We start from the raw sequence: 26700 nt of genomic DNA on the forward strand, positions 1-26700 counted from the left end.
TTCGTCCCTTGATCCATCTTCATGTTGGGATCCATCTTCGTCCCTTGATCCATCTTCATGTTGGGATCCATCTTCGTCCCTTGATCCAGGTTTATGTCCTGCTTCATTTTTGACGTAACAGTGTTTAATTTAGAATGTATCGGTTGTTTTTGATGAGAAGAACTTGGTAAATTCCCATTCTGGATTTGTGAGGTTATCCTCATTTGTTTCATTGCCTGGGAGGATCTGACATTATTCATCATCGTTGATGCTTTTGTATTCATGACACCTTGATTCATGCCTGACTTCATCATGTTTTCCATCATGTCTCTCGTGACTGGAAGCGGCTCAGGAAAGGGCATGACTTGCTGATAATTGACGACTTGATTAGGGGAAGTCACTAAGGATCCATAAGCTTTGCCCAGGGTATCAATCGACTCGGCATAAATAATGTAAGGCTTGTCTTTTTGAATGCTCACCAAGATATCATAGGTTTCACCCGGTGCGATCCAAAAATCCTCAATGGGGTAAGGTGTCACATCATTTCCCTGGATGTGCACCATGTCCACTTTGGCATCAGGAATTTTGACACGATAGATGGTGCTTGCTCCCGCGCCAATGAAGCGTAGCCGCACGGTATCCCCTACCTTCACAGGAGCATTCCAAGGATGAGATTTAGAGTGACCATTTAATAAATACGCATCATAAGCCACGTCACTTAAATCATAGATACTCATGCGCGTTTGTTGCATCATTTTATAATCGGCGATTAATTTTTTACGCTCTTCGGGAGGGGCTTTACGATAATCATGAAGAAATTTCATGAGTGAGGGTTGGAGGGGAAATCGAGGACCGTAATAATCGCCGTCTTTTTTTAAATTCGCAAGCACTTGTTCAGCAGGAGTATTGCTCCAATCGGATAACACCACCACATAATCTTTGGTGTAGTGATAGCTAGGAGGATATGGTGGGTCAATAATAAAAGTACCATACAAACCTTCTTGTTCTTGAACCTTGGCGTGGGCGTGATACCAATAGGTTCCCCGTTGATAAAGCTTAAAGCGATAATGAAACACGCCTCCCGGAGGAATTGGTTTTTGACTCACCTCATCTACCCCATCCATTTGCCAAGGGACTAAAAGACCATGCCAATGAATGGACGTTCCCTCATCCAAATGGTTGTATACATTGATGGTGACATCATCCCCCTCTTTAAAATGCAAGGTCGGTGCCGGAATTTGCCCATTGACGGCAATGGCACGCCTGGTTTTTCCTGCAAAATTCACCGTTTTATAAGCAACCACCAAATTAACCGTATGCTTTGCTCCGCCTGTCATGGTGAGAGGCGTCACCGTTTTAACAGGTTGCTTTTTAGCAATAGGTTGTTCCGTTTTGTTTTTCGCAGGTTTAGGCTGAAGCTTTGTTGTCTTGGGAGAAGTCTGCTTTTGCGTTGAAGCACTATGTTGCTCATGCTGGGCAAACAAAGCAGAAGAACTGAACAATAAAAAGGAAAAAATAAAGAAATAGTTCCTTATTGAACAACGCAAGTCCTTTTGTAACATGTTTCCATCCCTCTATAAAAATCGTATTAATGTGGCGATACCGCTTTTTCTGCTTTTGCAGGCAAAAGAACACCGTACCCATAGCGATAGACTAATTCCCCTCCATACCAAGCCGTCGTGAGCAACAGCACTTGGACAAGGAACAACGCCATTAAGAAGGTCACAGTCGGTTTTTGGGATTTAATATAACGCCAAACCGCCCAGAAAGCCATAAGTAAAATGGCACTCGCGGTAGCGAGAGCCCAGTTGCGGTGAATCACTTTTGCGGCATGCGCCATAGCACCATGTTCCACCGTATAAAAGGCATAAAACCCAGCTGACACAGTGGTAATTGTGCTCAATGCGGCCAGCCATAAACACCAACGAGCCACTATGTCACATTCGACAACAAACAAGCTCGTGTTCCATCGGCTGTAGGAGGCCCAAAAGATGACGGTATAAAGAATCACTGAAACAGTGAATAAAGCCACGGTAAAATGAACAAAAATGGGGTGCCAATTGGGGATAATTTCTATCATGGTTGATGTGTTCCTTATTCCAGTTTGGGGAACCAGCATCCCCCTCATCCTTGATTTCCTATAAAAAACAGCCATGCTATGGGCATGCTATGGGCATGCTATGGATGGCTCTTTTATTCCTTACTTTTGTCAATTGATATAGTAATCCGTTATGCTAAATGTCGGCTATGGAAATAGCAACAACAAAGCGGGTTGTTTCTCGTCGTTGGCAAGGACAAGAAAAAATAATCTTGAATGATTTAATGCACATTCATTAATAAGGAATGTATGAACACGAAAGATTGTTTTGTTACGACGGAATACACAGAAAAAACAAGCAAAACTGTTCCCCTCCTTGATGAGAAAGAGCGTCATGAACTCAGTGACTTAGAGCATGAGAAGGACCTTGATGAGGAGTTTTATGCCATACGCTCCATGAATTAACACCCTAAATATTAATCGGGGTCCTTATAGAGCGCGTCAAACCAATTCGTCATGACATCATTACGCATTATTCGAACGAATTCCAATGAATATCTCATCATCTGCGCAAAGTCATGCTCTATTTTTTTAAAACTATTGTTCTCTGTGGCCATGCGGCGATTGGCTTGAATGGGTGGGCCTAATAGTTCGATTGCTTTCATGAGTGGATTTACTTTTTCAGAAAAAACATAGCGACTTAGGCGCATGGGATGGGTTTTCTCAAGCCACCAGGATAAGAAAGGATTGCTTAGGCTTCGCACTAAAGGTTGCGTTGTTTTTTGGTAAATCGAATCATTGGCTTCTGATGTTTGACGGACTTTTTCAAAAGGCTCTGTGGAACTACTTGTGCAAAGTTCAGTGAGCTCGCGCTCTTCAAAACGCACCTGGTATTGCTCTTTGCTGCAATCAGGATCACCAGTTGGATTAATGATCACCATTTCATAGAGTCCTGGCTTTAATTTCTCAATAGCGGCAGTATGTTCTAAAATAGCGCGATGGTGCAAACGAACAACGTTGGCTGAGACAAAGATCCCTAAATGCCCTATGGAGGGATGAAGAAGATAGACAATCCGCTGTTTTGCCTTTTTCAAAGCCTGAGTAGTAGGATAAATAGTCCTTATCCAATGCAAGGCCTGTCTAGGTGGGGTAATTTGATCGCCTTGGGAAGCAAAGACAACGATTGGATTTTGAATGCGTTTTAAATCATAAGTACATCCTTGATGAATCAACATTTCACCGCGTTCCAATTGATTACCAATAAAAAGAGTGTTCACTGTTGCTGTAATCTCTTCCTCGCTAAATTGGTAAAAACCATTCCACCATCGTTCAAACTCTAAAAATCGCTCACTCTTCACATCGATTTCATCAAATAAACCATAATACTTATCCCAAATCGCTGTGGTTGGATTGAGCAACTCAAAATTAGAGACCAACCAGGCTCCATCAAATGTGCCCTCCTTTAAATCAGATAGAAAACGAGCACTCCATACACCACCCAAGAGTCCACCCAATAATTGCATGGGATTGGCTTCTTCTTCACTGTTTGACCAATAAGAAACCGGTGAGCCATTCATGACATTCAAGCCAACGGATCCCACACAATCAGAAGCCAATAAGGCAAGCATCCAACCCGCCTGGCAATTACCATAAAGAATAGGCGATTTGCCTGCATGCCATGCTTGAACTTTTTCAACAAAATGTCGCATGGTTGCCAAGACATCGGCTAATGTTTGGTGAGGAATGGGATCGGGATAAAAAATGACAAAATACACGGCATGGCCACTATGTAGTGCAATGCCCACTTCAGAATCCCGTTTAAACCCACCGATACCTGGTCCATGACCTGCCCTGGGATCAACGACAATCACAGGAGAGGTAGTGGGATCAAAGCATTTATTAAAGCAAATATCGCCTACTTCAAGAATTTTAACTAAGGCATAATTCGCTTTGGGCTCTAACGTTCTCCCATCCAGGACTAATTCATATTTAAAATTAAGTAATGGTGGCAACCCTTGTTGTTCATGCTCCATCATGTTATTAGCACGCTCACGCAAGGTATCCAAAAACAAAATAGAACGTTGCCAACAATCCAGTTGATACGAAAAAAAATCATGCCCAATTTGATAAGGTAAGTCGATATCTTGCTTATCCATGCTTCACCACTACATTAAATGATTTAGTACTTTCTATTGTGGACCACCGAGGATATTTTTACAAAAATCTTCGATACATTTAATGCCGTTATCAAGGAAGCTGACCGCGCTAGTTATGCTGCCAAACAAAGGAAAATCAATGGCTCAGTATGTATGTACAGTCAGGTCTTATCAAGTGAAAAGGAAATGAGTATTCCCTGATTCGGTAGCTCGACTTTTTTATCAATACAATTTCTTATTTATTAGTAATAAGCCCTCCAAAGAGAGCTCAATCACATTCAAAAATAATACTATTTACAGCGATAGGCCTTGCCTTCTAACCCATGTTGATCAACCAGGTCATTTTTTGGATTACCTGTAAATGTTGACTGATGCTGGGTAATCATGAGGGTATTTGCTTCTAAAAGAGCCGCTTTATTTTTTAAAATATTGAGTTCATCTTGATACAAATGCTCATGGGATTGATACGACTGTGAGACTCCGTTCACATCGTAAGCAGAAATCGTGTCTAAATACTGACAACTTCGGCTAATTTGACCTGATTTGACTACTTTGATTTGAGCACCTTCTGAAGTAAGCTCTACATTTTTGCTACAACTTGAAAGCCCAACTAAGAGCGTAATTAATAGATAATGACTTTTCTTTTTTCCCATTTAATGCTCCTTGTTATTCTTTTAATTAAAAATGACTCAATGTCATCATTCTCTATAAAACTCCCTGGATGTTTAAAGACACATAATCAATCAGGAATGCATTTCATGCGTCATGGTTAAAGGCGGCATAGCTACTCCTTTGTAATTAACCAAGGTCATCATCCCACCCTCTTGATGATACAGCATATGACAATGCATCATCCAATTGCCCGGATTATCCGTATCAAATTGTACTTTCACCGTTGAATTAGGCAAAACCAATACGGTATCGTGCATGGCTCCGTCTTTAATGGCTTTACCATCAATTTCAGTCACTTCAAATACATGACCATGTAAATGCATGGGATGAGCCATAGTGGTCTGATTGTGAAACACCATCTCTACACGTTTATTAGCAATAACCTGTAGGGGTTTTATATGAGGCCACACCTGTTTATTGATGGTCCATGAATAACTCATCATATCTCCCTCCAAATTGACCAACAGTGTTTGCCCAGGACTTTTTGGTTTTAAAGGATGTACTGCCTTGAGTTTAAGTTCTTGATCGTAATTAAGCGCACCAACTGTGGAATCTGCTTGTTCTTTCATCGATGGAATGGTTGCTTTTGGTGTGGCAAGAATAAGGCCCGTTTGCATGGACGTACCCTCACCTTGTGCAAGGATAGGATAAGCCTTCTCACCAGCAGGAATTTTAACCAGTACATCAAGACGTTGTCCTACTGGTAATTGAAACTGATTGGATTTCACAGGCTTGATCGACTGGCCATCAATGGCAATGGCCTCACCCTGTAATTGTCCGATGTTGATAAAGAAATTGGTCATTGCAGAGCCTGCTATAAAGCGCAAGCGTACGGTATCGCCAGGACGAACAGAGACGATTTCAGGATTTTTAAGGGTGCGATAATTAGTAAGAAAGGCATCATAGGCCACATCATTTAAATCAGGAGTTGCATGCTTGCCATCCACGGAAGCCATTCCACCGCCATGGTGCATGTGCGCCATTTGGCCGTGTTTTAATTCAGCAAAAATCAGTTCCGGTTTTTTAAAACTAAAATCACCAAGCAATAAAATCACCTCCTTAGTGCTTTTGACTTCATCAGGATCGGATATAATGAGTGGAGCCGACAAGAACTGTTGGACTTGCAAGTCATGATGCGAATGCATCCAATAAGTGCCCGATTGTTTTAGGGGGAAATGGTAGTGGTATTCTCCTCCTGGAGGTATAGGAGCCTGAGTGATGTAAGGCACACCGTCTTGATCATTAGGGACAACCAAACCATGCCAGTGAACTGCTGTAGGTTTATCCGTCTGATTTTTTACAATAGCGTCAAACATCTGTCCCTTGACCCCATGAAACCCCCAGGTTCCATCGGGCTGTTCTATTTTAAACAGTTCGCTTGATTTGCCATTGATTGTAGTCGTGTATTTTTTGATAAGGAGAACGGTGGGTTTCGCAGGTTGCGACACAGGCGCATTCGCGCCTGCAATTAGGTTATTTAAAACTAAAACGGTGAACAATAAACCGCGAACAACAGAATACATCATAACAGCTTCCTGGATTAATTAGAGGTTGGGGTATACAACGCGCGTATCTGCGCTAATATTTTTTGTAATTTTTGCCAATTGGTTTGTGTGCCCTCTTTATCCTTACTATCTCCTGTTTTGTCAAGACGAGTGGCCAATTGGTCAACATAGCTTAAATTATTTTGCAGTGTTTTTTTCTGCTCATCCGATAAATCAGTGCTTAAAGGCGGTAACGCGTTGACTAAATCACGAATGGCAAACGCATGTTCGTGTATGGAGGTCAACTGATTGTCGGTTATCGCCTTCTCGATGGACGCAGCATGTATATCTACAGCCTCCCAAATGGCTGGAATGGTTGTGGGCATGGTTTTTGTTGGTTCTTCAGTCGGGTTAGCAAATGCCTGGGAGTACCCACAAACCAGAAAAATACTGGTTATAAATCCAAACCAGAACTGTTTTTTTTGTTTCAAAGTACACTGCATCATGTTTTTTCTCCTTGAGTTGTTTCATTGAATTACATCCGCTTTTCACGCCACACTTCAATGGCGTTATATACGGTAGGTACCACAAACATATTTAAGACCGTTGATGTCAATAATCCACCTAAAAGCACTTGCGCCAAAGGACGCTCCAACTCCTTACCCGCCGGTGAGCCCCATAATAGAGGAAATAACCCCAGTGCAGCCGTTGCGGCAGTCATTAATACGGGTACTAATCTGTCCATAGTACCATCAATGACCACTTGTTCTCGAGTTTTGCCCTGCAATCGTAATTGATTGTAATGACTCACCAAAATAATTCCGTTTCTTGCAGCAATACCAAACAAGGTAATAAAGCCAATCATAGCCGCCACACTCATCTCGCCACTAACCAAAAACAGTGAAATGACCCCGCCAATGAGTGCCAAAGGCAAATTAAACATCACCAATAACGCTTCTCTAAAGGTACCAAAAGCTTTATGCAGCAAAATCAACATGACAAAAATCACCAACCCACCAAAAACCAAAATTACTCTGGAGGCTTGTTGCTGGCTTTCAAATTGGCCGCCGTATTGAATAAAATAACCGGTAGGAAGTTTGATTTTTTCCTGTACTTCTTGTTGCACCTCAGTAATCACACTGCCTAAATCACGACCCTGCACATTAAAGGAAATCACCAGCAATCGCTGCACATTCTCTCGATTAATCGCAAAAGGTTGCGGTTCCAAAGCAATCTCGGCAACAGCTCGCAAGGGAATTTGCGTCGTGCTGTGTTCACCCACACTATGAGCATCAATGAGCATGTTTTGAATTGCTTTGACGCTATTACGTCCTGGTTTATCCATACGAAGATACAAATCAAACGTTCGTTGCCCCTCTAAAACGCTGGAAACACTAATCCCATTCAATAGCACCTGCACGTCTTCAGAAATCTGCCCGACGTTAACCCCATAGCGTGCTGCTTTTTCGCGATCCAGTTCAATAACCAGCTGTGGCACTTTAATCTGTTGCTCTTTATTCACATCCACCACCCCTGGCACTGATTTTAACAGGGCCTCCATCGACTGCCCTAGCTCATTGAGTGTGGCCAAATTATCACCAAAAATCTTAACAGCCACCTGAGCGCGTACACCAGAAAGCACTTCATCCATACGATGGGCAATAAATTGACCGACGTTAAATACCGTGCCTGGAATATTAGCTAAATCCGCACGGATGCGGCGCAACAATTCATCAGGCGGCATGGATGGGTCTTTATCAAAATTAAGACACACATCGAACTCACTGATGTTAGGTGGTAAAGCATCTTCATCCAGCTCACTGCGTCCTGCCCTCTGCGCAATAGAAATCACTTGCGGGTAGCGAAGTAACGCTTTTTGTACCTGTTGGCCTAAACGCATGGATTCATCCAGCGAGGTTCCCGGCAACGTACTCATAACGACAATAAAGTTTCCCTCATGAAACTCCGGTAAAAAAGAAGTGCCGAAAAAGGGAATTAATGCCAAGGCAAAAATAAAAGCTGATAGAGCCAGGGCAAGCACCGTTTTACAGTGTGCTACAGACCATTGGAGTGCGGTTAAAAAATGGTGTTTAAGCCACAAGACAAAGCGGGTTTCGGACTCGTCCTCATGGTTACTTTCCTTTTCTACCGCATAATGGCGTTCCTTTTGCGATAAAGCATGCAGGCTCACTTCGGCATCGTGTTGTTTTTCTTGGCGATGTACCAGTAACAGGTAACACAAAGCGGGTACCATGGTGATTGAGACCACCAGAGAACCTAATACAGAGGCAATATAAGCGATGGCCAAAGGGCTAAAAATGCGCTCGGCAATCCCTGACAAAAAGAAGATGGGTAAAAAGACTAGACTGATGATGATCGTGGCATAAACTACTGAGCTTCGAATTTCAAGTACTGCATCAAAAACCACTTCAATAGTGGGTAAGGGATTAGCTTCCTGACGATTAATCCGTAAGCGATGCACGACGTTTTCAACCGTAATGATGCCGTCATCAACTACTTCTCCAATGGCAATCGCCATACCGCCTAACGTCATGGAATTAATGCCAATACCAAAATAATGCAGGACTAAAAGACCGATAACAAACGAAACCGGCATAGACAAAAAGGTAATAAAAGAAGCACGCCAATTCATCAAAAAGACAAAAAGGATCGCAATGACAATCACCGCCCCTTCAAGCAAGGCTCGGGTTAAATTGTGAATGGCGGATTCAATAAAATTGGCCTGACGAAATACCTCGGACATTAAGGTCACATCAGCAGGCAGTGCCCCTTTTATATCCGCAAGCGCCTTTTCTACTTTCGCTGTGGTAGTGACCGTATCAGCACCATACGCTTTAGAAATGGTTCCAATCACTGCATTTTGTGCATTATAGCTCCCATCACCGCGTTTAATTTCACCGCCAAAAGCAACATGTGCCACATTATTAATGGTAATAGGCACTCCATTACGAACCACAATCAGTGTTTTTTTGATGTCCTCAAGCGTCTTAATACGTCCAATGGTGCTCACCACCAATTCAGTTCCTGCTTGATGCAGAAAAGCACCGGGTACGTTTTGATTGGCGGAAGTCAGTGCTTGCCGCACTTCTTCAACTGTGATTCGATACGCTAACATACGCTCTGGAATAAGGCGTACCTGGTATTGTTTGACCTCACCACCAAGGGATACTACAGAGGCCACGCCACCTAGAGCCAGAATCCGTGGACGAATGGTCCAATCCGAGATAGTACGCAAGGTTTCAGGGCTTGCCGTATCGCTCACTAGCGCGTATTTAACCAGCCATCCCACAGCGGACGTTACCGGTAACATGATGGGTGAATCAACACCAGGTGGCAAACGGTTGCTGACTTGCTGAATGCGTTCATTGACTAATTGACGATTACGGTAAATGTCGGTTTGGTCATCAAATACGACCGTGATGGTGGAAAGACCCACAGACGTTTTAGAACGTACACTAACCACCCCTGGCGTGCCGTTAATCGCACTTTCCAAAGGATAGGTAATTAAGGTTTCCACATCTTGGGTTGCCATGCCGGGCGCTTGAGTTTGCACGACCACTTGAGGCGGGGCAAATTCAGGAAACACATCCACGGGCATTTGTTTTAAAGTATAACCACCCAGCAAGCAAAGAATAAGGGTTAAGGCTAAAATCAAGAGGCGATTATGCAAAGACCAGGCAATTAAGTGCGTAAACATTTAATGATGCTCCTCGTTGCCTTTTTGAGGCTTGCTGCCACCACTCAACCACAACGTATAAAGCTCACGATGTCCTTGAGTCACAACGAGATCACCTGGGACTAGACCGTCTGTAATTTCTGAATAGTCATCGTCTACCGCCCCTATTTTAACAACGACGCGATCATAAGCATCCCCATTTTGCACAAAAACAAATTCCTGATTATCCGCCTGCAACAGGGCTGCATTGGGTAGTGCAAGCGCTGCTTCATTATAGCTTAAAATGACATTGGCACGCACAAACATGCCCGGTTTAAGAAGTCCTTCTTCATTATCCAGAGTAATTCGCACATTTACAGTGCGGGTTAACGGGTCAAGATTGGGTTCAATTAAAGTGACTCGACCTGGAAATGTTCGTTTTGGATAGCTTAAAGCATGAATAGTAACCTTTTGTCCTACGTTCACCGTACCCAAATCTTCTTCATAAACCTGAGCAATGACTAGCAATTTATCGCGATTGCTGATGTGGAAGAGAACGGTATTGGGTTCAACGGCTTGACCCAAGTTGATATTACGGGCATCAATAATGCCTGCAATTGGCGCTGTGACCGCTACACTTGGTGGAGGATTACCCACTAGCCTTGATTGCACCGTAGCGATGCGTTGTCCTGGCTTGACACTGTCCCCTAAATTCACATCAATGGCTGTCACACTACCACTAATTCGAATACTGACATCCGCTTGTGCATTAGGTAACAATTGAACTTGACCATTCAAACCAAGCATTTGCGCCATAGGACGGTTGGTTGCTTCCTCTACCTTAATGCCAAGCATTTTAGTTTGTTCCAGTGTTAAATGAACTGGGCCTTTGGCACCTCCCTCACTCACTTCAATTTCTTCCCCATGAGCAAAACTCACTTGAATAGGAAAGACTAGACCAAAAACAATACTCATTAATACCACCATTCTAATTCGCTGTCGCACTCTCATTTGTCATCCCCATTCCTTTGATACACTAAATAAGGGCACAGTCCTTGCGTTGTACCAGGACCAATAGCCGTACATAAAGCCACATACACTTGTAAATACTTTTCTAAAGTATTGAGATAAGTCATTTGCAAATCATTTTGCTGTTTTTGCACTTGCAGCACATTCAAAAGCGAAATCTGCCCATTTTCATAAGACTCACGGGCCAGTTTTACGTTATCAACCCCTAACTTCAGTGAAACTTGTTGCGTTTGCCTAAGACTCATTCGCAAAGCGTTGAGTTGCTCATAGTTACTGGTCACCTCCGTCGCAATACTTAAATCCAAGGCATGCAACGCCATTATTGCTTGAGTTCCAGTGTGACTTGCTTCTAAAATTCGCCCTTGATTACGATTTAAAAGAGGAAGGGGAACAGAAAGAGTAATACCTAAGGTGCGATCGGCTGGTTGGCGTGGTCCATCTTCCACAACAATTTTATCTTGCTGTACCCCAAACCCTACAGTCCAATCAGCAAAACGCTCGGCTTTTGCAAGGCGGCGATCGGCATTGGCGCGATGAATCGACAACACGATGGCTTGGCGATCTGGACGATTTTTAAGTGCTAGCGCTTTTAAGCGAGCTAATTCAGGAAGCTTGTTCCCTGTGATGATATCCGACTTAAGAGATAAGGGAGAATTGGCGGCCCGCCCCATCAATTGATTAAGCGTCGCGTATTGGCTGATGCGAAGACTATGCAACAGGTGCTTTTCTTGCACAATACGCAGATACTCAATACGCGCTGAATTGTCATCGAGTTTTGAAATTTCCGCCGCATGATAACGATTATGGATGACATCGACCAGTTCGTGGTTAATTTGTAATAAATAATTCAATTGGTGCAAGCGACGCTCAGTAATCACTGCCGCATAAAACGCGTTCGCTACTTTGCTACTGAGTTGACGTTCTGCTTCCCTGATTTCTGCAATGGCTTTCAACACATCTAAGCGAGCAACTGTCTTTTGTTTTGCAATACGTCCAGAAATAGGGAATGCTTGGCTAAAACCAGCACTTCGTGAATATTCTCCTTCATCATTAAATAAGCGATCGTCATTGTTTGAAAGATTGAGACTTGGATTAGGCCAAAGCCCTGCTTGTACTAAACGAGCGGTTGCAATAGCAACCGTGTAACGAGCTGCTCTTAAGTCTTTGTTCTGCTCTATGGCACGTTGTGTCAGTTCATTAAGACTTAAAGCGGCTTGGGAACATACAACGACTGGCCATAACCCCAAAAGGAAGATTAAGGTCAGTGAATGAGTTCTATTAAGCCTTGATGGCTGCCCAAAAAAAATTCTTTTTATGAGTACGTAACAGGCCATTGTTAATGGATAAACCCAAGAGTTCTTCATACGTGTAACCACCGTAGGCGAAGCGCGTTCCCAATGACGGATACCGAACTCAATGACATGGCAGCAGCAGCGATAATTGGGCTTAAAAGCATCCCGGTCATCGGATACAAGACCCCTGCTGCAATGGGCACACCCAGTGCATTATAAATAAACGCAAAAAACAGATTTTGGCGGATATTGCGCATGGTCGCCTCCGATAAACGCCGAGCCTTTAAAATGCCATTTAAATCACCACGCAATAAGGTAATCCCAGCACTTTCAATGGCCACATCCGTACCTGTTCCCATGGCAATACCAATGTCAGCTTTGGCAAGTGCTGGCGCATCATTGACCCCGTCTCCTGCCATAGCAACAATACGACCTTCAGCCTTCAATTCACCCACAATACGACTTTTATCTTCAGGCATGACTTCAGCCATCACTTGTTTTATGCCCAATTTAGCGGCAACCGCTTCACCTGTTTTTTTACTGTCCCCAGTTAGCATAAAAATTTCAATTCCATCCTCCTGAAGTTCGCGAATGGCATCGGGTGTTGTGGCTTTAATCGGATCTTCGACAGCCAAAATTGCAGCCGCTTTACCGTCCACTGCCATGAACATCACAGTAGCCCCTTCGGCCCGTAGTTTATCGGCTTTTGCCACTAACAGATTACTGTGAACACCAAGCTCTTGCATCAACTTGGCATTACCGATGCCAATGGAACGCCCCTCGATTATTCCGATCACCCCTTTGCCCGTCGGCGCATTAAACTCTGAAACATGAGATAAGGTCAGCTTTTTCTCTTTTGCTACCGCCACAATGGCATTGGCCAGCGGATGCTCACTGTTGTTTTCTAGTGCCGCAGCCCAAGCCAACACATCATCTTCTTCAAACTCATCGGCTGTGATAATTTGTGTCAGCTTTGGATGTCCTTCAGTTAATGTACCCGTTTTATCAACCACTAAAGTATTCACTTTCTCCATGTGCTCCAGCGCTTCTGCATTTTTTATCAGTACTCCATTTCTCGCACCAAGTCCAACTCCGACCATAATCGACATCGGTGTGGCAAGGCCCAAGGCACAAGGACAAGCAATAATGAGCACCGAAACTGCCGCAATGAGACCGTAGCTGAATGCGGGTTGCGGACCATAGAGTACCCATATACTAAAGGACGCCACAGCAATCAAAATAACAATAGGCACAAACCAGGAAGACACGGTATCTGCCAAACGCTGGATTGGGGCACGACTTCGTTGTGCCTCACTCACCATCTGTACAATGCGTGCCAGCATCGTGTCACTGCCAATATGCAAGGCTTTCATGACAAAACTACCGGTCTGATTTATAGTCGCACCAATGACTTTGCTACCCACTTCCTTGGCTACAGGCATAGGTTCACCAGTAACCATCGATTCATCTACATGACTATGACCTTCGTGTACTTCGCCATCAACAGGTATTTTCTCACCAGGCCGTACGCGCAGCAAATCCCCCTCATGGACTGCCTCAAGTGATATTTCTTCCTCACTACCGTCTTCTTTCAAGCGACGCGCACTCTCAGGGGCTAATTTCAGTAAGGCACGAATCGCGCTTCCCGTCTGTTCACGCGCTTTGAGTTCCAGCACTTGGCCTAACAAAACCAAAGTGGTAATCACCGCTGCTGCTTCAAAATAAATGGCTACCACGCCCTCTTTCCGAAAAGCCGCCGGGAATAATTGTGGGAATAAGGCAGCCACTAAGCTGTAAGCCCAAGCCACACCGATACCCATGGCAATCAAGGTAAACATGTTCAGACGTGTGTTTAGTGAAAGGACAGCACGGACAAAGAAAGGCCAACCACCCCACAGCACAACAGGTGTTGCCAATATCATCTGTATCCAGACGGACTGAGTTGCAGAAATGAGGTGCGTTTTACCATGCCCGCTCATTTCAAGAACCAGAACTGGCAAGGTCAGAATGAGAGAAACCCAAAAGCGACGGCGCATATCCCGATATTCAGGACTTACTTCCTCCATGATTGTCGCAGTAACTGGCTCTAGGGTCATGCCACAAATCGGGCAATTACCTGGATGAGATTGGCGAATTTCTGGGTGCATGGGGCATGTGTACATCATCGCTTCACCTTCTTTGGAAGCAGCAGGCTTTCCTTGATGCGTGTCTTGCTTGGAATGACAACACGTATGCTTCTTTGCGCCTTCAGTGGGTTTTGCATTATCCTGTTCGTGTGGCATAGTTCACCTATTCGTATTTTTTAAGTAGTTCCATAATCTCATGGATGCGTTCCACCCTGAGTGATTCATCCTGACAGCAAGAAGCATCGGCAATGCACCCAATAATATGGGTTTCAAGCACACTAAGCTCTATGGATTTTATGGCGTTGTGAACAGCACGCAACTGAGACAGAATATCAACACAATACTGTTCTTGTTCAATCATGCGCTTAATACCTTGAAGCTGGCCAACAGCACGATTGATGCGAGAAAGCTCTTTTGTATGTGACGAGTGGTCTGACATAGCTTAATATCCTTTAATAATTTCCACCATAACATTCAAGGGAGTATCCAAGCATTAATCGCATGAACGATTGAGCGAATGGATGCACTATTAAGAATTCTAAATAGTCCCATTATGTATCGCCTCACCTATGCTCTGTCAAGCCATACCCTTATGGGTATAATGAATAACCCCTTGTTTCGATAATAGTTTATCCAGCATGAACTCATAACTTGCACTATACTGAATAGAAAAACAGAGATACATCATGATGAAATTAACGTTCTTAGGCGCAACAGAGACTGTAACAGGCTCTAAGTACCTGGTTGAAGCAAACCATAAAAAAATCTTGGTGGATTGTGGATTATTTCAAGGATATAAGGAGCTTCGCCTTCGTAATTGGGCACCACTACCGATTAACCCCGCATCCATTGATGCAGTACTTCTTACTCATGCGCACATTGATCATACCGGCTATTTACCCTTATTAGTAAAAAATGGCTTCACTGGTCCTATTTACTGCACACCAGGCACTAAGGATTTATGTGCTATTCTTTTACCAGACAGTGGTCATCTGCAAGAGGAAGAGGCCAAAAATGCAAATAAGTACGGTTATACCAAACACCATCCCGCCCAACCCCTTTATACAATAGACGATGCACAGTTGGCGTTAAAACAATTTCACCCCAAAGATTACGATGCCGTTTTTGAACCTATTAAAGAGATCAATGTTCAATTTATCCCTGCGGGTCATATTATAGGCTCATCCTTTGTTCGCATGAAGGACCATAATACGTCCCTTTTATTTACTGGCGACATGGGGAGACCCCATGATTTTGTCATGCAAGCGCCAAGCCTCATTGAAGAGATTGATTATTTGGTGATTGAATCAACCTATGGAAATCGCCTCCACGACAAGACCTCTCCTACAGAACTCTTAAAAAACATTATTAACAAAACCGTGCAACGAGGTGGCTCCATCATTATTCCAGCCTTTGCCGTAGCACGTGCACAGAGCTTGCTCCATTACATCGCTTTATTAAAACAGCAAAAATCCATCCCGGATATTCCGGTTTATCTCGATAGCCCCATGGCCATCAATGCGACCCACATTTTGTGTCACCATAAAGAAGACCACCGCTTGTCGGAACAGGAATGCAAAAACCTGTGTGACACTGCAACCTACATCAGAACTCCTGAGGAGTCCAAACAACTCGATAGCAATCATTTTCCCAAAATCATCATTTCTGCCAGCGGCATGGCAACAGGAGGACGTATTTTATTTCATTTAAAAGCCTATGCCCCTCACCATGAGAACACCATCCTTTTTGCCGGGTACCAAGCAGGTGGAACGCGTGGTGCACGTATGATTCAAGGAGAGACGGAAATTAAAATACACGGACAGATGGTTCCTGTTAAAGCTCAGGTTGAATCCTTAAGTAATCTCTCAGCTCATGCAGATTATGAAGAACTACTGCATTGGTTAAGCCATTTTCGTAAACCGCCTAAAAAAGTCTTTATTACTCATGGCGAACCAAATGCCGCATCTTCATTAAAGACGAAAATAGAACAGCAATTTGGCTGGACTTGCATTGTTCCTCACTACCAACAAACGGAAGAGCTCACGTGAACACCATTCATGCGGATTTAACGCTAACTCAAATAGGGATTAACACGTCAAAAACAGCGATTATTTACATGCGTGAAGACTGTCACATCTGTCGATCAGAGGGATTTGTAGCCGAGGCTCGCGTGCAAATCACACTCAATAACCGAACCATCATTGCCACCATCAATACAACTAACATAACATCGAATTTACTCAAACCCGGCGAGGCAAGCCTCTCGAGCTATGCTTGGGATTTGCTTGTCGCAAAGGTGGGCGATAAGATTTCTATTGAACACCCAAAGCCACTTGACTCATTAAGCTCTATCCGTTCCAAACTTTATGGTCATGAATTAAAAACGAAAGAAATTAACCACATTGTGGCTGATGTCGTGTCAGGGCAACTCTCCGATGTTCAAATAGCCATGTTTCTTGCAGGAGGTGCAGGGAGTCGATTTAACACCAATGAAATTCTTGATTTAACGAAGGCTATGGTTCAAACAGGAAAACAGTTGCACTGGCCCTCTCCCTTTATTGTGGATAAGCACTGTGTTGGTGGCTTACCCGGCAATCGAACTACTTTAATTGTGGTTCCTATTGTAGCAGCCTTTGGACTCATGATGCCTAAAACCTCATCCAGAGCCATAACCTCGCCTGCAGGAACAGCTGACACCATGGAGGTTTTTGCTCCAGTTAATTTAGACATCAAAACCTTGCAAAAAGTAGTGGAGCAAGAACATGGGTGTATCGCTTGGGGTGGTGCAGTTGCCTTAAGCCCTGCGGATGATTTACTTATTCGCATTGAACGCTCCATAGATTTAGACAGCGAAGGACAGATGGTGGCTTCCATTCTCTCTAAAAAAATCGCCGCAGGTTCGACCCACATTGTCATTGACATCCCCATTGGTCCTACGGCAAAAGTAAGGACGATGGAACAAGCAACAACTTTAAAAAATACCTTAGAACGAATTGCAAAAAAATTCTCTATCCAACTCAATAGTGTATTTACAGATGGAGTTCAACCTGTTGGTCGTGGTATCGGCCCTGCTCTTGAAGCGAGAGATGTATTTTCTGTGCTTTCTTGTCACCCATCAGCACCTCAAGATTTGCGGGATCGTGCCTTAACTTTGGCTGGCCATCTACTCGAATTTTCATCCAAAGTTACCCCGGGTTCTGGTAAACAACTGGCAGAATCACTGTTAAATAGTGGAAAAGCATTAACAAAATTCGAAGCAATTTGCCAAGCACAAGGTGGATTTTTTGATATTCCTTCTGCACCGTACACCCAAACCATTGTATCTAATCAAGCAGGTATGATCACAAATATTGATAATCGTTTGATAGCCCGTCTAGCAAAACTCGCAGGGGCGCCCAAATCAAAAGTTGCGGGAGTTGAACTCTTAACGCCGTTAAATACTATGGTAGAAAAAGGTCAACCCTTACTGATTGTTCATGCAGAAACTCAAGGTGAGCTTGATTATGCCTTGACGTTTCATCGACAAGGGCATCCTGTTATCCATATTGAGGAATTTACATGAAGCAAACCCCAATCCTCTTTTCTCTGTTTGGCAGCGACCATTTTGCCAAGGCGATGCAGCAACAATTGGGTTATGAAATGGGCAGTCTCACACTGCATCAGTTTCCCGACAATGAAACCGTTGTGAACATCAAATCGTTAGTGAACGACAAAGACGTCATCATGATTGCTGATTTAATCAATCCCAATGGCAAAATACTGCCTCTTCTCTTTGCTGCTGAAACGGCCAGAGAATTAGGAGCAAAAAAAATAGGTCTCATCGCACCCTATCTTGTTTACATGCGCCAGGATAAACGGTTTCAACCTGGAGACAGTATTACTTCTCACTATTTTGCTAAACTAATTTCAAACTATTTTGATGGGTTGATGACCATTGACCCACATCTTCATCGTTGGCACGATTTAAATGACATTTATTCCATTCCGGCAATTGCACTACATGCAACTAAGCCCATTGCCGCCTGGATTAAAGCTAATGTACCTGATGCATTGCTTATTGGACCCGATGCAGAAAGCTCGCAATGGGTATCAAGCATTGCTCAAAGGATTAATGCACCCTTTTTAATTCTGGAAAAACAAAGAAAGGGCGATAATTTCGTCGAAATAACCATTCCGCAAATTGACTTATATCAAAACCATACACCAATTTTAGTCGATGATATTATTTCAACAGCAGCTACCATGATTAAAACAGTTACCCATTTAAAATCACTCCACATGAATCCTCCTATTTGTATTGGAGTACATGCCCTCTTTGCAGGAAAGGCCTATGAGGACTTACAAAAATCAGGAGTCAAGCAAATCATCACCTGCAATACCATTGCGCACGCCTCGAATGCAATTGATGTAACGAATTTGATGATTGAAGCAATGGATGATTTATTTAAGACTTAAGGAGATAAGATAGAGGACGCCATTGAATCCATAAAACAGACTATGCGAGCAGCCATTTATCTCTCTGCCGCGCAAATTTATTTAATGAACATTTGCTTACTGGAACAACCACTTACCTTTGCTGACATCAAAAAGAAAAATATAATATGAAATTTCATGTTAGAAAATATATGGAAGCAATTAGCCAAACTCATAAAGAGGAGCAATCATTAATCAATGATACGCTTGAATCCTGTAATGCTCTTGTTAAATCTATATTGGATGAACAGGAAGTAATATATTTACCATTTTCGAAAGTGATGAGCCCAATGATAGATTATCGAGATCCAATGAAAATAATTTTTTAAAACAATCAATAGCCTATAACAAAGAATTAGCTAAAAGAAATAAACCTTTGATTAATATGCATTACAAAATCTTTCTACCTCTATTGTAAATGTAGAAGTCCAAATGAAAGTTGCTTGTTTATTTAAATCTTTGGTCAACCTATAAGAAATTTACCTATAGGGATCAGCTCAATTTAACTAATGATCTCCTTATTAAGAAACCAAAAATTAGTATCTAAAGCAAAAAAACTTCTATAGAAATTTATCTGTCTCTTTTTAAGATGAAATTTAAGCCGTCCTCAATGCACATTTTTCTGTATTACTCTGTTTGAGATAGATATGGGACGTTAAATCTACCTCAAACTTCATCATATCTGCCAGACACTATAAATAACCCTCTGTCCTCTTAAATTATTCTGGGATAAAAACTCAGCTCACCTTATAATAGCGCATCAGGCTATAACACTGGATTTAATAATGAACATCAGTCAGTTAGACGTTGAAGAACAAATAATAAATATCAGAAACACTCATGTTATTCTCGATTCTGACATCGCCACTCTATACGGAGTTGAAACAAGGGATATTAATAAAGCAGTCAAAAATAACCCAGATAAGTTTCCTGAGAATTATATTATTCAATTAAATAAACGTGAAAAAAATGAACTGGTGGAAAATTTCCACCGGTTCAATGGACTAAAGCATTCAACAGTAAACCCTAAGGCTTTCACTGAGAAAGGTCTTTATATGTTGGCGACAATACTAAAAAGCCCAAAGGCAACGGAGACCACTTTAGCCATTATTGAAACTTTTACCAAAGTAAGAGAAATATCATGCACTATTAAGGCAATACCACAAACCCCACAAAACTCACCAAAGTACCAAGAGCTCATGCAAAAAACCGGTGATTTAATTTCAGATCTAGTGGTTCCTGATGACCTCGACACATCTGAAACTGAAGCAAGCATAGAAGTTAATCTTGCTATTGTAAAATTCAAATATTCTGTCAAGAAAAAAAATAAATGATGTTTGCCCCTCTCTCAAATAAACTCACAATCAAGGCAGGTATTGTATCCTTAATTGCCTAAAGCTTTATGATGCTTTTATGAGTGGTATCCTTAAATGTTTTACAGCTATGACTCAATTGAGTTGGTGAAGAGTACATCTTTAATCATTCATACCTGGAGATTAGGTATAAAGACATTTAATCTTTTACTCAGACTGCTTACGACACTGATAAACTATGGTTCCTGTGCAAAGCTCAATAATTTCGCCAACAGCGCCAGATTTTTCTAATTCACATCTTGATGTAAGAATTACTTGTAACTCATCAATACTGTTTCCATTTATTGTTGAAATAACCTTATTGTCTATGAGAATTCGGCCTTCATATTTCTTTTGGCCAGCTATTCCACTCATATTTTAACCTCATTATAAATCCTATATTTTAATTATAGACAGAACTTCCTAAACTACCTCTTTTCATTTCATTAATTTTTAATCCAGATAAATGAACAACATTAAATATTGATATATTAATCAATTAGGCATTTCTCTGTGGGATTAATTACATAGAACATCGGCTTATCTATATCCCGAAAAATATAACCTTTCAGATCCTTTACTTGCTGCTAGTTGTTTTTGCAAGAGCCTGGTAATATTCATTTCTTTCTTTTTTATATTGGTCTAATGCCTCTTCAACCGTTCCCTTAAAAAGTTTTGGTAAAGAAGAGCTGGTATTCATGAAATCAAGATACAATTCATCAAAATTCGCTATTTCTTTGATATTGTTTTCGATTAAATAAATTTGCCCGATACTGGGCGGCATAATTGAGTATTCTTCATATTCCGTGCCAGTAAGACTGGCAACATTACACGCCAGATAAATATACTGATAAATTAAAGGGAGTGATGCTTGATTCCGTTGTTCTTCATCTAAAAAGCGAATGCCTTTTTCAAGCTCTCTTAAATAGGGATACCACTGCCCTTTTGACATCAATAAGACAAAATTTCTTTGTATTTTAGCCCATATAACATCATTAAAAGGGATTTTAAAGGGATCACTGCTCTTGTATACCACGGCAAGGTCGTTTCGAATGGTTTCAATTTCATTAAAAGTATCAAACCAGTTTTTCCAGGCTCCATTAGACATCCATAATAACTCAATAAAAAGCGGATCTTGCTTATCACTAAAAAGCACGTACTCTTTAGTTAATGGATTCTGGCCTCGGTTAATGTTTTGATTGCACGCTTTACATTTAGATTTTCTTACAGGAAATTTTGGCAATGATGCATGGCAGGAAGGGCAAAATGCGGATTTCTCCCCAAATACAACCCATCTCTTATTTATTTGCTCACGCTGTGCCTGAGATAAGATTGGCTCATTGGGTGAAGCAAGAGTGATCTGCTCTAATTGAACATCTTTTTTTAATGGCTTGCTTTTGTTTCCAGAGCGCGGATAAAACAGATATACGATAAAAAAAGTACCAATTAAGAGAAGGATAATAACAGAACTATCAAAACCCATAACTGCTGAAATGACTCCTACACCAATTAGAATACCCAAAAGTGTCGTATTATTGATTTCTTTGTCCTTGCTTAATTTCATGGCAATCCTTCCATGTATTCGATAATTGATTTATTACCAGACTCATGGTTTTATTATCGGCCATTTGTTTTTTTGCTTTACTCAGGCTAGATAGGCTTCAAAGAAAATCCCGTGCTTTGAAGATTAAAAATACACACCCCTGTTCAAACTGAGCCAATCAACAATCTGTCTGAATTACCCTTTATTGATATAGGAATTATCGTACCCTTCTATATCGGCAACTTTTTTTGACCATTCCAGCTCCCATGTTGAAGGAGGAAATTGAGTATTCCAGGCTTGAAATAATTTGCTTTGTGAATCACTTAAAGGAATTCCATAATGCTCAGCAATAAATAAATTAGCGCGGGCAATAATTCTTTTAGCGTAATCAGGTGGCTCTACTCGATGTGTCCTTTTATCAATTGTGATGTCACATCCAAAAAATTGTGACTTATTCTCCAGTACTGAAAAACGGTAATTGGAACGTGCCTGGTTCACAAGACCTACGGATGGCCAGAGATTATAAAGTTCGGCTTCTATCTTCCGAAATAAAGGACCACTCTTTTCGCAGCAGGCTCGACCCTTATAAGGCCTTCCATTTTTTTCACAGAGTGCTTCACGCCAACATTTAAAGTGCTTACCAAATTGTTCGGCTGGCATCATGTGTTATGGTGCTATAAAAGTGTTACAAATTCACATCCAATAAACCTTTATAGGGCTCATATACATGCGTTTAGTCTTTTCGACATCTGATTTTAAAATTTATGGCTTAAGTTATGAAAAATTTCCCATTCTGCTTGATTCGGAAATGAATATTATTGAGGAAGTTTTATTATTTCTTATACACCTTTGCATTAAACGAGGAAGAGTCCAAAGTATAAAAAGCTGGGAAGCCTACGGGCAATCGCTCTACGATTACTTTAGTTTTCTGGAAGCCAATTTATTTGATTGGCGTGTTGATAATAAGGCATCTCATTACAGCATTCTTGCAGCATACCGAGATTGGTCACTTTCAGAAATGAACTTAAGTCCTAATACAGTAAATTACCGCCTTCGCATTATCATTAAATTTTATCAATTTGCTTTAGAAATGAATTGGGTTAAATCCTTACCCTATAATTTAGAAGAGGTCAGAACACAGAAATCAAAAAGATTTTTAGCTCATATTGACGTCTCTGGTTCTTCAAAACTAGTACCCGATGTATTACTAAAGACAAAACACTCCTGCATTAAATTACTGAGCCAACAACAAGCCAAAGAGTTTTTAGCCGCAATAAAAAATCCTACTCAAAAGCTTATGGCACGTCTCGCTCTATCCAGTGGTTTACGTAAAGAAGAGCTAGCAACATTTCCGGTGGCTTATATTTTCAATCCTCAAAACAGAGGTATTTATAAAAGCATCATCCGCATCAACCTTAATCCTGCAGATATGAAAACCAAAGGAGGTAGACCTCGGGGTATTGATATACCGAGGGCTTTAATGGCTGCACTTTGGGACTATGTAATACATGAGCGCTATCAATTGGAAAAAATAGGTGGAGAAAAACAGCATACGCTTTTCTTAAATAAAAATGGCACGCCATGGAGTAAGGGAGGGAAAAGCCTCAACAATCTTTGGAATAATTTAGGTTTATCATTTAACGTCACCCCGCACATGCTAAGACATACCTATGCCACGCATACACTTTATGAAATGCGCCAACGTAAAACGCAAATAGATCCCGTGCTCTATGTCAGAGACCGCTTAGGCCATAGCAGCATTTTGACTACCGAAAAATATCTGCACTATCTCTCTGAGATCGAAGAAAATTTGATCACAAGCTACCAAAAAGAAATTGATTCATTTTGTGAAAGATAATTTATGACTAAAAAGAATTTTAAAATGAAAGAGAATTATTTTATCTCTCTTAAACTACAAGAAAATAAAAAGGATATTGCACCCCAATACTCTTCCCATCAAACCAAAATACATTTTCCCAAAAACCCAGGGAGTTTAAGAACATTTGATTTTTCTCCTTATTATGGAAATCAGTGTGATTCTATAGTACTCGAATGTAAAAAAGCGATCGAAGAATTATTACAACAGGCCATTCAAAGCAACGAGCAAACACTGACGGTCTACTCCATTGTATGCTATTGCAGAGGTTTCAAAGAATTTATCCATTTTTGTCATTTTATCGCAAGTAGTTCTGGAGAGGAGCTTTATGTTAGGGGCATTAATAAAGAACTAATTACACAATTTATCAGCTTTCTAGCAGAAAAAAGAACTGCAAAAGTGACACAAAGAAATATATATAACTTTACGAAATCCTTATTAATGCATCTCGTAAACAAAGGCTTATTAACGAACAATATTTTTCCTAAAAATCCATACCCACACAGTAAGCGAACTACAAAAGGACAAAAGCCTCTTTGTAAATTAGAAATTAAAAATATAACCCGTGCCTTGTCCAATGAAATAAAACGTATAAGAGCATGCGATGACTTATTATCGAGCTATGACTTATCAATCTGTGTTTTATCCATTGCTCTTCGTACTGGTTTAAATCCAACCCCGATCTTAGAGCTAAGCACAGAGTGTATTGAACCCCACCCGTTAAAAAAGATCGTAGATTATTAGTCAGCCATAAACGACGGGGGAAAAATACTCATATTCAAGCGATAAGATATTCAGAAAAGTTGAGTCTCTGCAAAACCATTAGGATGGATGTAGATAACGTTATTCACATGATAAAACAACGCAATCATACTATTCGCAAGCAAAGTCACTTTCCTAACCAGTTGTTTATTTATCAATGTACCGGAGCAAATAAAGGGGCTGTTACTCTTTTAACGAATAACACATTACATAAGTGCATTAAATTATTTGTCACTCAGAACCAATTAACTAATCCAGATAAGAAGCCACTTGTACTCAATGTAATGCGTCTTCGTAAAACATTCGAAAATCGCATGTGGGAACTCTCAGGACAAGACCCTTTCGTGACTGCTTCATTAGCAGGACATAGTGTCAAAGTATCTAATGATTATTATTTAGAAGCCCCTCCTGAGGCGCAAAACAACTGGCGACTCATGGGGGAACTACGAAACCAGGAGCTACTTAAAAAAAATCATGATGAGAAACAAGATACAGAGAATACGCCAATTGCCCGATGCAAAAATACTACCTACGGCGATTATGCGCCCAAAAATGGGAATCCATGTATCAATTTTATGGCCTGTTTTCGCTGCTCAAGCTTTGTGGTAACTGAAGATGACTTATATCGACTCTTTAGTTTTTACTGGCTGCTCATCAAAGAACGAAACGTGATTGGCGCAAAAAGTTGGAATCGATATTACGCTCATATTATTCGCATTATCGATACCCAAATTACTCCTCACTTCAATCACCAAAAAGTAGAGCAAGAAAGAAAAAATGCCTATGTAGCTCCCCACCTCTTTTGGCGTACCAATGACCAATTGCAACTGGAAATAGAAGAATGATGCTTTCAGAAACCGATTTTTTAAACCACTACACTCAAAAATTAGATAACATAAACAAAATATTGTCTTCAAAAAACACAAAAATCATTATCAGCTCCATCCAATCAAATGATGGGTCTTATAAAATACTCAGTGAATTCAGCGACGATTTATGGCAACTGCCAAGTAATCTATTTGTACCCAACCATTGCGAATACTTTAAGGTATTAAATTTTCAAAAAATACCGAAACAATTTCAATTGATATTTAAAGTAGTATGTTTCAAATATTACGTAAACGGCAGAGAGGGCTCGTTGTTTTGTTCCGTTTGTTCTTTAGAGACTGCCATTTATTCGTTCCATAAGATCCTTCTTAGGAAATTATAGAACATTTTAAACAAAGTGATTAAGTTACGATCATACACACCATTTCATTGTGTTTTCTTCGTTTTCCAGCTCTTTTTCAATAACCCATTGCTCATCATATAAAACATCGAGTTCCGCTCTTAATGTATTGATTTGTACTCTCATTATGGAAATCTGTTCTTTACTTTTTTGTTGATAGATACTTTGAGTTAATACTTCAATCAAGCCACCGTTTTCCATTATTTGGGTTTCTATACGCTTTAAAGCAGCATCGCTTTGATCTATGAACATGCCATTGGGTTATATAATTTCATGTGGCAATCAATTAGGATTATGCTTATTGGCCAAGAAAATGAAATATAGGCCATCAACTGGAACTTAAATGGTAATCATAAAGGCATCATTCAGCCATTATAAAAAAGCGGTGACAGTCCCAAGCCTATAATGCCCACACCTACTGCACCGCTTCCTTTCATCCCGAAATGAAAAGATCCACAAATCTTAGCTGCACCCAACAATTACAACCACGCTTAAGGCTAACATCGACTTCTAAGTACACTGCAAATGTAATATAGGTCATCAATTGGAACTCAAACGGCAATCAATCGGTAACCGAACAGCAATCAATTGGATTGCGATTGGCAATCATAAAGACATCATTCTGCCATTATAAAAAAGCAGTGATTTTCAATCCCAAGCCTATAATGCCGACACCTGCTGCATCGCTTCCTATCATCCCGAAAGTGAAAGATCGACACATTTCGGCTGCCCACAGCAATTACATCCACACTAGGCTAACATCGACTTCTAAGTACGGTGCAAATGTAATATAGGTTATCAATTGGAACTCAACCGGCAATCAATCGGAATCCTATTGGAAATCATAAAGACATCATTCCGCCCTTATAAAAAAGCAGTGATTTTCAGTCCCAAGCCTATAATGCCGACACCTGCTGCACCGCTTCCTATCATCCCGAAAGTGAAAGATCGACACATTTCGGCTGCCCACAGCAATTACATCCACACTAGGCTAACATCGACTTCTAAGTACGG

Annotated in this window: 24 protein-coding genes and 1 pseudogene; 10 read left to right on the forward strand and 15 right to left on the reverse strand. The window is 41.2% G+C overall.

What is annotated here, in order from left to right:
* Both E1P08_RS16370 and E1P08_RS16375 read right to left on the reverse strand, forming a co-directional pair.
* Positions 1-1541 (reverse strand): multicopper oxidase domain-containing protein (locus tag E1P08_RS16370; protein WP_157066259.1); only part of this gene is annotated, 1541 nt, incomplete at its 3' end.
* 26 nt (positions 1542-1567) lie between these two features.
* Positions 1568-2098, reverse strand: coding sequence for a DUF2231 domain-containing protein (locus E1P08_RS16375; protein ID WP_028383996.1), 531 nt, complete (start codon positions 2096-2098; stop codon positions 1568-1570).
* A gap of 228 nt (positions 2099-2326) precedes the next feature.
* Here E1P08_RS16375 and E1P08_RS17285 point away from each other — a divergent pair, with 228 nt between their 5' ends.
* Positions 2327-2482, forward strand: a complete 156-nt coding sequence (locus E1P08_RS17285) for a hypothetical protein (protein ID WP_095197460.1) — start codon at positions 2327-2329, stop codon at positions 2480-2482.
* Between the two features lie 11 nt (positions 2483-2493).
* On the opposite strand, the gene E1P08_RS16380 is transcribed toward E1P08_RS17285, so the two are convergent.
* Positions 2494-4173: a DUF3141 domain-containing protein gene (locus tag E1P08_RS16380; protein ID WP_133138042.1), complete on the reverse strand. Its 1680-nt coding sequence runs from the start codon at positions 4171-4173 to the stop codon at positions 2494-2496.
* A gap of 81 nt (positions 4174-4254) precedes the next feature.
* On the opposite strand from E1P08_RS16380, the pseudogene E1P08_RS17560 reads away from it, so the two are divergent.
* Positions 4255-4374: pseudogene (locus E1P08_RS17560) on the forward strand (GGDEF domain-containing protein); the annotation flags it as partial.
* Between the two features lie 89 nt (positions 4375-4463).
* Here E1P08_RS17560 and E1P08_RS16390 read toward each other — a convergent pair.
* The 8 genes from E1P08_RS16390 to E1P08_RS16425 all read right to left on the reverse strand — a co-directional run bounded on the left by E1P08_RS16390 (position 4464) and on the right by E1P08_RS16425 (position 14891).
* Positions 4464-4826, reverse strand: a complete 363-nt coding sequence (locus tag E1P08_RS16390; RefSeq protein WP_058479413.1) for a DUF4156 domain-containing protein — start codon at positions 4824-4826, stop codon at positions 4464-4466.
* Between the two features lie 90 nt (positions 4827-4916).
* A complete protein-coding gene (locus E1P08_RS16395) occupies positions 4917-6371 on the reverse strand; it encodes a multicopper oxidase family protein (protein WP_231950997.1) in 1455 nt (484 codons plus the stop codon).
* Positions 6372-6385: 14 nt separating this feature from the next.
* A complete protein-coding gene (locus tag E1P08_RS16400) occupies positions 6386-6835 on the reverse strand; it encodes a hypothetical protein (protein ID WP_058479414.1) in 450 nt (149 codons plus the stop codon).
* A 29-nt stretch (positions 6836-6864) separates the two neighbouring features.
* On the reverse strand, positions 6865-10047 hold the full coding sequence (locus tag E1P08_RS16405; RefSeq protein WP_133138043.1) for an efflux RND transporter permease subunit: 3183 nt from the start codon (positions 10045-10047) through the stop codon (positions 6865-6867).
* Positions 10048-11016, reverse strand: coding sequence for an efflux RND transporter periplasmic adaptor subunit (locus E1P08_RS16410; protein ID WP_133138044.1), 969 nt, complete (start codon positions 11014-11016; stop codon positions 10048-10050).
* The gene (locus E1P08_RS16415; protein ID WP_242602505.1) at positions 11013-12398 is read right to left on the reverse strand and encodes a TolC family protein; all 1386 of its coding nucleotides are present in this window, start codon (positions 12396-12398) and stop codon (positions 11013-11015) included. Before E1P08_RS16415 ends, E1P08_RS16410 begins: the two co-directional genes overlap by 4 nt.
* Positions 12395-14608 (reverse strand): copper-transporting P-type ATPase, encoded by a 2214-nt coding sequence (gene copA / locus E1P08_RS16420; protein WP_028383987.1) that lies wholly within the window; start codon positions 14606-14608, stop codon positions 12395-12397. Before copA ends, E1P08_RS16415 begins: the two co-directional genes overlap by 4 nt.
* Before the next feature lie 7 nt (positions 14609-14615).
* Positions 14616-14891: a metal-sensitive transcriptional regulator gene (locus tag E1P08_RS16425; RefSeq protein WP_133138045.1), complete on the reverse strand. Its 276-nt coding sequence runs from the start codon at positions 14889-14891 to the stop codon at positions 14616-14618.
* Positions 14892-15141: 250 nt separating this feature from the next.
* Here E1P08_RS16425 and E1P08_RS16430 point away from each other — a divergent pair, with 250 nt between their 5' ends.
* From E1P08_RS16430 to E1P08_RS16450, 5 genes are all read left to right on the forward strand, one after another.
* Positions 15142-16500: an MBL fold metallo-hydrolase RNA specificity domain-containing protein gene (locus E1P08_RS16430; protein WP_133138058.1), complete on the forward strand. Its 1359-nt coding sequence runs from the start codon at positions 15142-15144 to the stop codon at positions 16498-16500.
* Complete coding sequence (locus E1P08_RS16435) at positions 16497-18014, forward strand: thymidine phosphorylase family protein (RefSeq protein ID WP_133138046.1); 1518 nt, start codon at positions 16497-16499, stop codon at positions 18012-18014. Before E1P08_RS16430 ends, E1P08_RS16435 begins: the two co-directional genes overlap by 4 nt.
* Complete coding sequence (locus E1P08_RS16440) at positions 18011-18907, forward strand: ribose-phosphate pyrophosphokinase (protein WP_133138047.1); 897 nt, start codon at positions 18011-18013, stop codon at positions 18905-18907. Before E1P08_RS16435 ends, E1P08_RS16440 begins: the two co-directional genes overlap by 4 nt.
* Before the next feature lie 21 nt (positions 18908-18928).
* Positions 18929-19057: a hypothetical protein gene (locus E1P08_RS17855; protein ID WP_423202254.1), complete on the forward strand. Its 129-nt coding sequence runs from the start codon at positions 18929-18931 to the stop codon at positions 19055-19057.
* A gap of 653 nt (positions 19058-19710) precedes the next feature.
* On the forward strand, positions 19711-20259 hold the full coding sequence (locus E1P08_RS16450) for an ORF6N domain-containing protein (protein WP_133138049.1): 549 nt from the start codon (positions 19711-19713) through the stop codon (positions 20257-20259).
* A gap of 186 nt (positions 20260-20445) precedes the next feature.
* Here E1P08_RS16450 and E1P08_RS16455 read toward each other — a convergent pair whose 3' ends face one another.
* The 3 genes from E1P08_RS16455 to E1P08_RS16465 all read right to left on the reverse strand — a co-directional run bounded on the left by E1P08_RS16455 (position 20446) and on the right by E1P08_RS16465 (position 22483).
* The gene (locus tag E1P08_RS16455) at positions 20446-20652 is read right to left on the reverse strand and encodes a hypothetical protein (RefSeq protein WP_133138050.1); all 207 of its coding nucleotides are present in this window, start codon (positions 20650-20652) and stop codon (positions 20446-20448) included.
* Positions 20653-20854: 202 nt separating this feature from the next.
* The gene (locus E1P08_RS16460; RefSeq protein WP_133138051.1) at positions 20855-21841 is read right to left on the reverse strand and encodes a hypothetical protein; all 987 of its coding nucleotides are present in this window, start codon (positions 21839-21841) and stop codon (positions 20855-20857) included.
* Between the two features lie 174 nt (positions 21842-22015).
* The gene (locus E1P08_RS16465) at positions 22016-22483 is read right to left on the reverse strand and encodes an endonuclease (RefSeq protein WP_133138052.1); all 468 of its coding nucleotides are present in this window, start codon (positions 22481-22483) and stop codon (positions 22016-22018) included.
* Between the two features lie 64 nt (positions 22484-22547).
* On the opposite strand from E1P08_RS16465, the gene E1P08_RS16470 reads away from it, so the two are divergent.
* The 3 genes from E1P08_RS16470 to E1P08_RS16480 all read left to right on the forward strand — a co-directional run bounded on the left by E1P08_RS16470 (position 22548) and on the right by E1P08_RS16480 (position 25303).
* Positions 22548-23678: a tyrosine-type recombinase/integrase gene (locus E1P08_RS16470; RefSeq protein ID WP_133138053.1), complete on the forward strand. Its 1131-nt coding sequence runs from the start codon at positions 22548-22550 to the stop codon at positions 23676-23678.
* 3 nt (positions 23679-23681) lie between these two features.
* Positions 23682-24440 carry a phage integrase SAM-like domain-containing protein gene (locus E1P08_RS16475; RefSeq protein ID WP_133138054.1) on the forward strand — a complete coding sequence of 253 codons (759 nt, stop codon included), beginning with the start codon at positions 23682-23684 and terminating at the stop codon, positions 24438-24440.
* A 107-nt stretch (positions 24441-24547) separates the two neighbouring features.
* Positions 24548-25303, forward strand: a complete 756-nt coding sequence (locus E1P08_RS16480) for a hypothetical protein (RefSeq protein ID WP_133138055.1) — start codon at positions 24548-24550, stop codon at positions 25301-25303.
* A gap of 395 nt (positions 25304-25698) precedes the next feature.
* On the opposite strand, the gene E1P08_RS16485 is transcribed toward E1P08_RS16480, so the two are convergent.
* Positions 25699-25938, reverse strand: coding sequence for a hypothetical protein (locus E1P08_RS16485; RefSeq protein WP_133138056.1), 240 nt, complete (start codon positions 25936-25938; stop codon positions 25699-25701).
* Between the last annotated feature and the right edge of the window lie 762 nt (positions 25939-26700).

This window comes from Legionella rowbothamii, from assembly GCF_900639985.1.
Classification (GTDB): domain Bacteria; phylum Pseudomonadota; class Gammaproteobacteria; order Legionellales; family Legionellaceae; genus Legionella; species Legionella rowbothamii.

Bases quoted from the DNA above. Each gene is read 5' to 3' on its own strand.
- E1P08_RS16485 (WP_133138056.1), bottom strand. From the start codon at position 25,938: ATGTTCATAGATCAAAGCGATGCTGCTTTAAAGCGTATAGAAACCCAA.
- E1P08_RS16425 (WP_133138045.1), bottom strand. From the start codon at position 14,891: ATGTCAGACCACTCGTCACATACAAAAGAGCTTTCTCGCATCAATCGT.
- E1P08_RS16440 (WP_133138047.1), top strand. From the start codon at position 18,011: ATGAAGCAAACCCCAATCCTCTTTTCTCTGTTTGGCAGCGACCATTTT.
- E1P08_RS16415 (WP_242602505.1), bottom strand. From the start codon at position 12,398: ATGAAGAACTCTTGGGTTTATCCATTAACAATGGCCTGTTACGTACTC.
- E1P08_RS16380 (WP_133138042.1), bottom strand. From the start codon at position 4,173: ATGGATAAGCAAGATATCGACTTACCTTATCAAATTGGGCATGATTTT.
- E1P08_RS16450 (WP_133138049.1), top strand. From the start codon at position 19,711: ATGAACATCAGTCAGTTAGACGTTGAAGAACAAATAATAAATATCAGA.
- E1P08_RS16465 (WP_133138052.1), bottom strand. From the start codon at position 22,483: ATGATGCCAGCCGAACAATTTGGTAAGCACTTTAAATGTTGGCGTGAA.
- E1P08_RS16430 (WP_133138058.1), top strand. From the start codon at position 15,142: ATGAAATTAACGTTCTTAGGCGCAACAGAGACTGTAACAGGCTCTAAG.
- E1P08_RS16400 (WP_058479414.1), bottom strand. From the start codon at position 6,835: ATGATGCAGTGTACTTTGAAACAAAAAAAACAGTTCTGGTTTGGATTT.
- E1P08_RS16475 (WP_133138054.1), top strand. From the start codon at position 23,682: ATGACTAAAAAGAATTTTAAAATGAAAGAGAATTATTTTATCTCTCTT.
- E1P08_RS16375 (WP_028383996.1), bottom strand. From the start codon at position 2,098: ATGCTGGTTCCCCAAACTGGAATAAGGAACACATCAACCATGATAGAA.
- copA (WP_028383987.1), bottom strand. From the start codon at position 14,608: ATGCCACACGAACAGGATAATGCAAAACCCACTGAAGGCGCAAAGAAG.
- E1P08_RS17285 (WP_095197460.1), top strand. From the start codon at position 2,327: ATGAACACGAAAGATTGTTTTGTTACGACGGAATACACAGAAAAAACA.
- E1P08_RS16460 (WP_133138051.1), bottom strand. From the start codon at position 21,841: ATGAAATTAAGCAAGGACAAAGAAATCAATAATACGACACTTTTGGGT.
- E1P08_RS16470 (WP_133138053.1), top strand. From the start codon at position 22,548: ATGCGTTTAGTCTTTTCGACATCTGATTTTAAAATTTATGGCTTAAGT.
- E1P08_RS16405 (WP_133138043.1), bottom strand. From the start codon at position 10,047: ATGTTTACGCACTTAATTGCCTGGTCTTTGCATAATCGCCTCTTGATT.
- E1P08_RS16410 (WP_133138044.1), bottom strand. From the start codon at position 11,016: ATGAGAGTGCGACAGCGAATTAGAATGGTGGTATTAATGAGTATTGTT.
- E1P08_RS16480 (WP_133138055.1), top strand. From the start codon at position 24,548: ATGATAAAACAACGCAATCATACTATTCGCAAGCAAAGTCACTTTCCT.
- E1P08_RS16395 (WP_231950997.1), bottom strand. From the start codon at position 6,371: ATGATGTATTCTGTTGTTCGCGGTTTATTGTTCACCGTTTTAGTTTTA.
- E1P08_RS16390 (WP_058479413.1), bottom strand. From the start codon at position 4,826: ATGGGAAAAAAGAAAAGTCATTATCTATTAATTACGCTCTTAGTTGGG.
- E1P08_RS16455 (WP_133138050.1), bottom strand. From the start codon at position 20,652: ATGAGTGGAATAGCTGGCCAAAAGAAATATGAAGGCCGAATTCTCATA.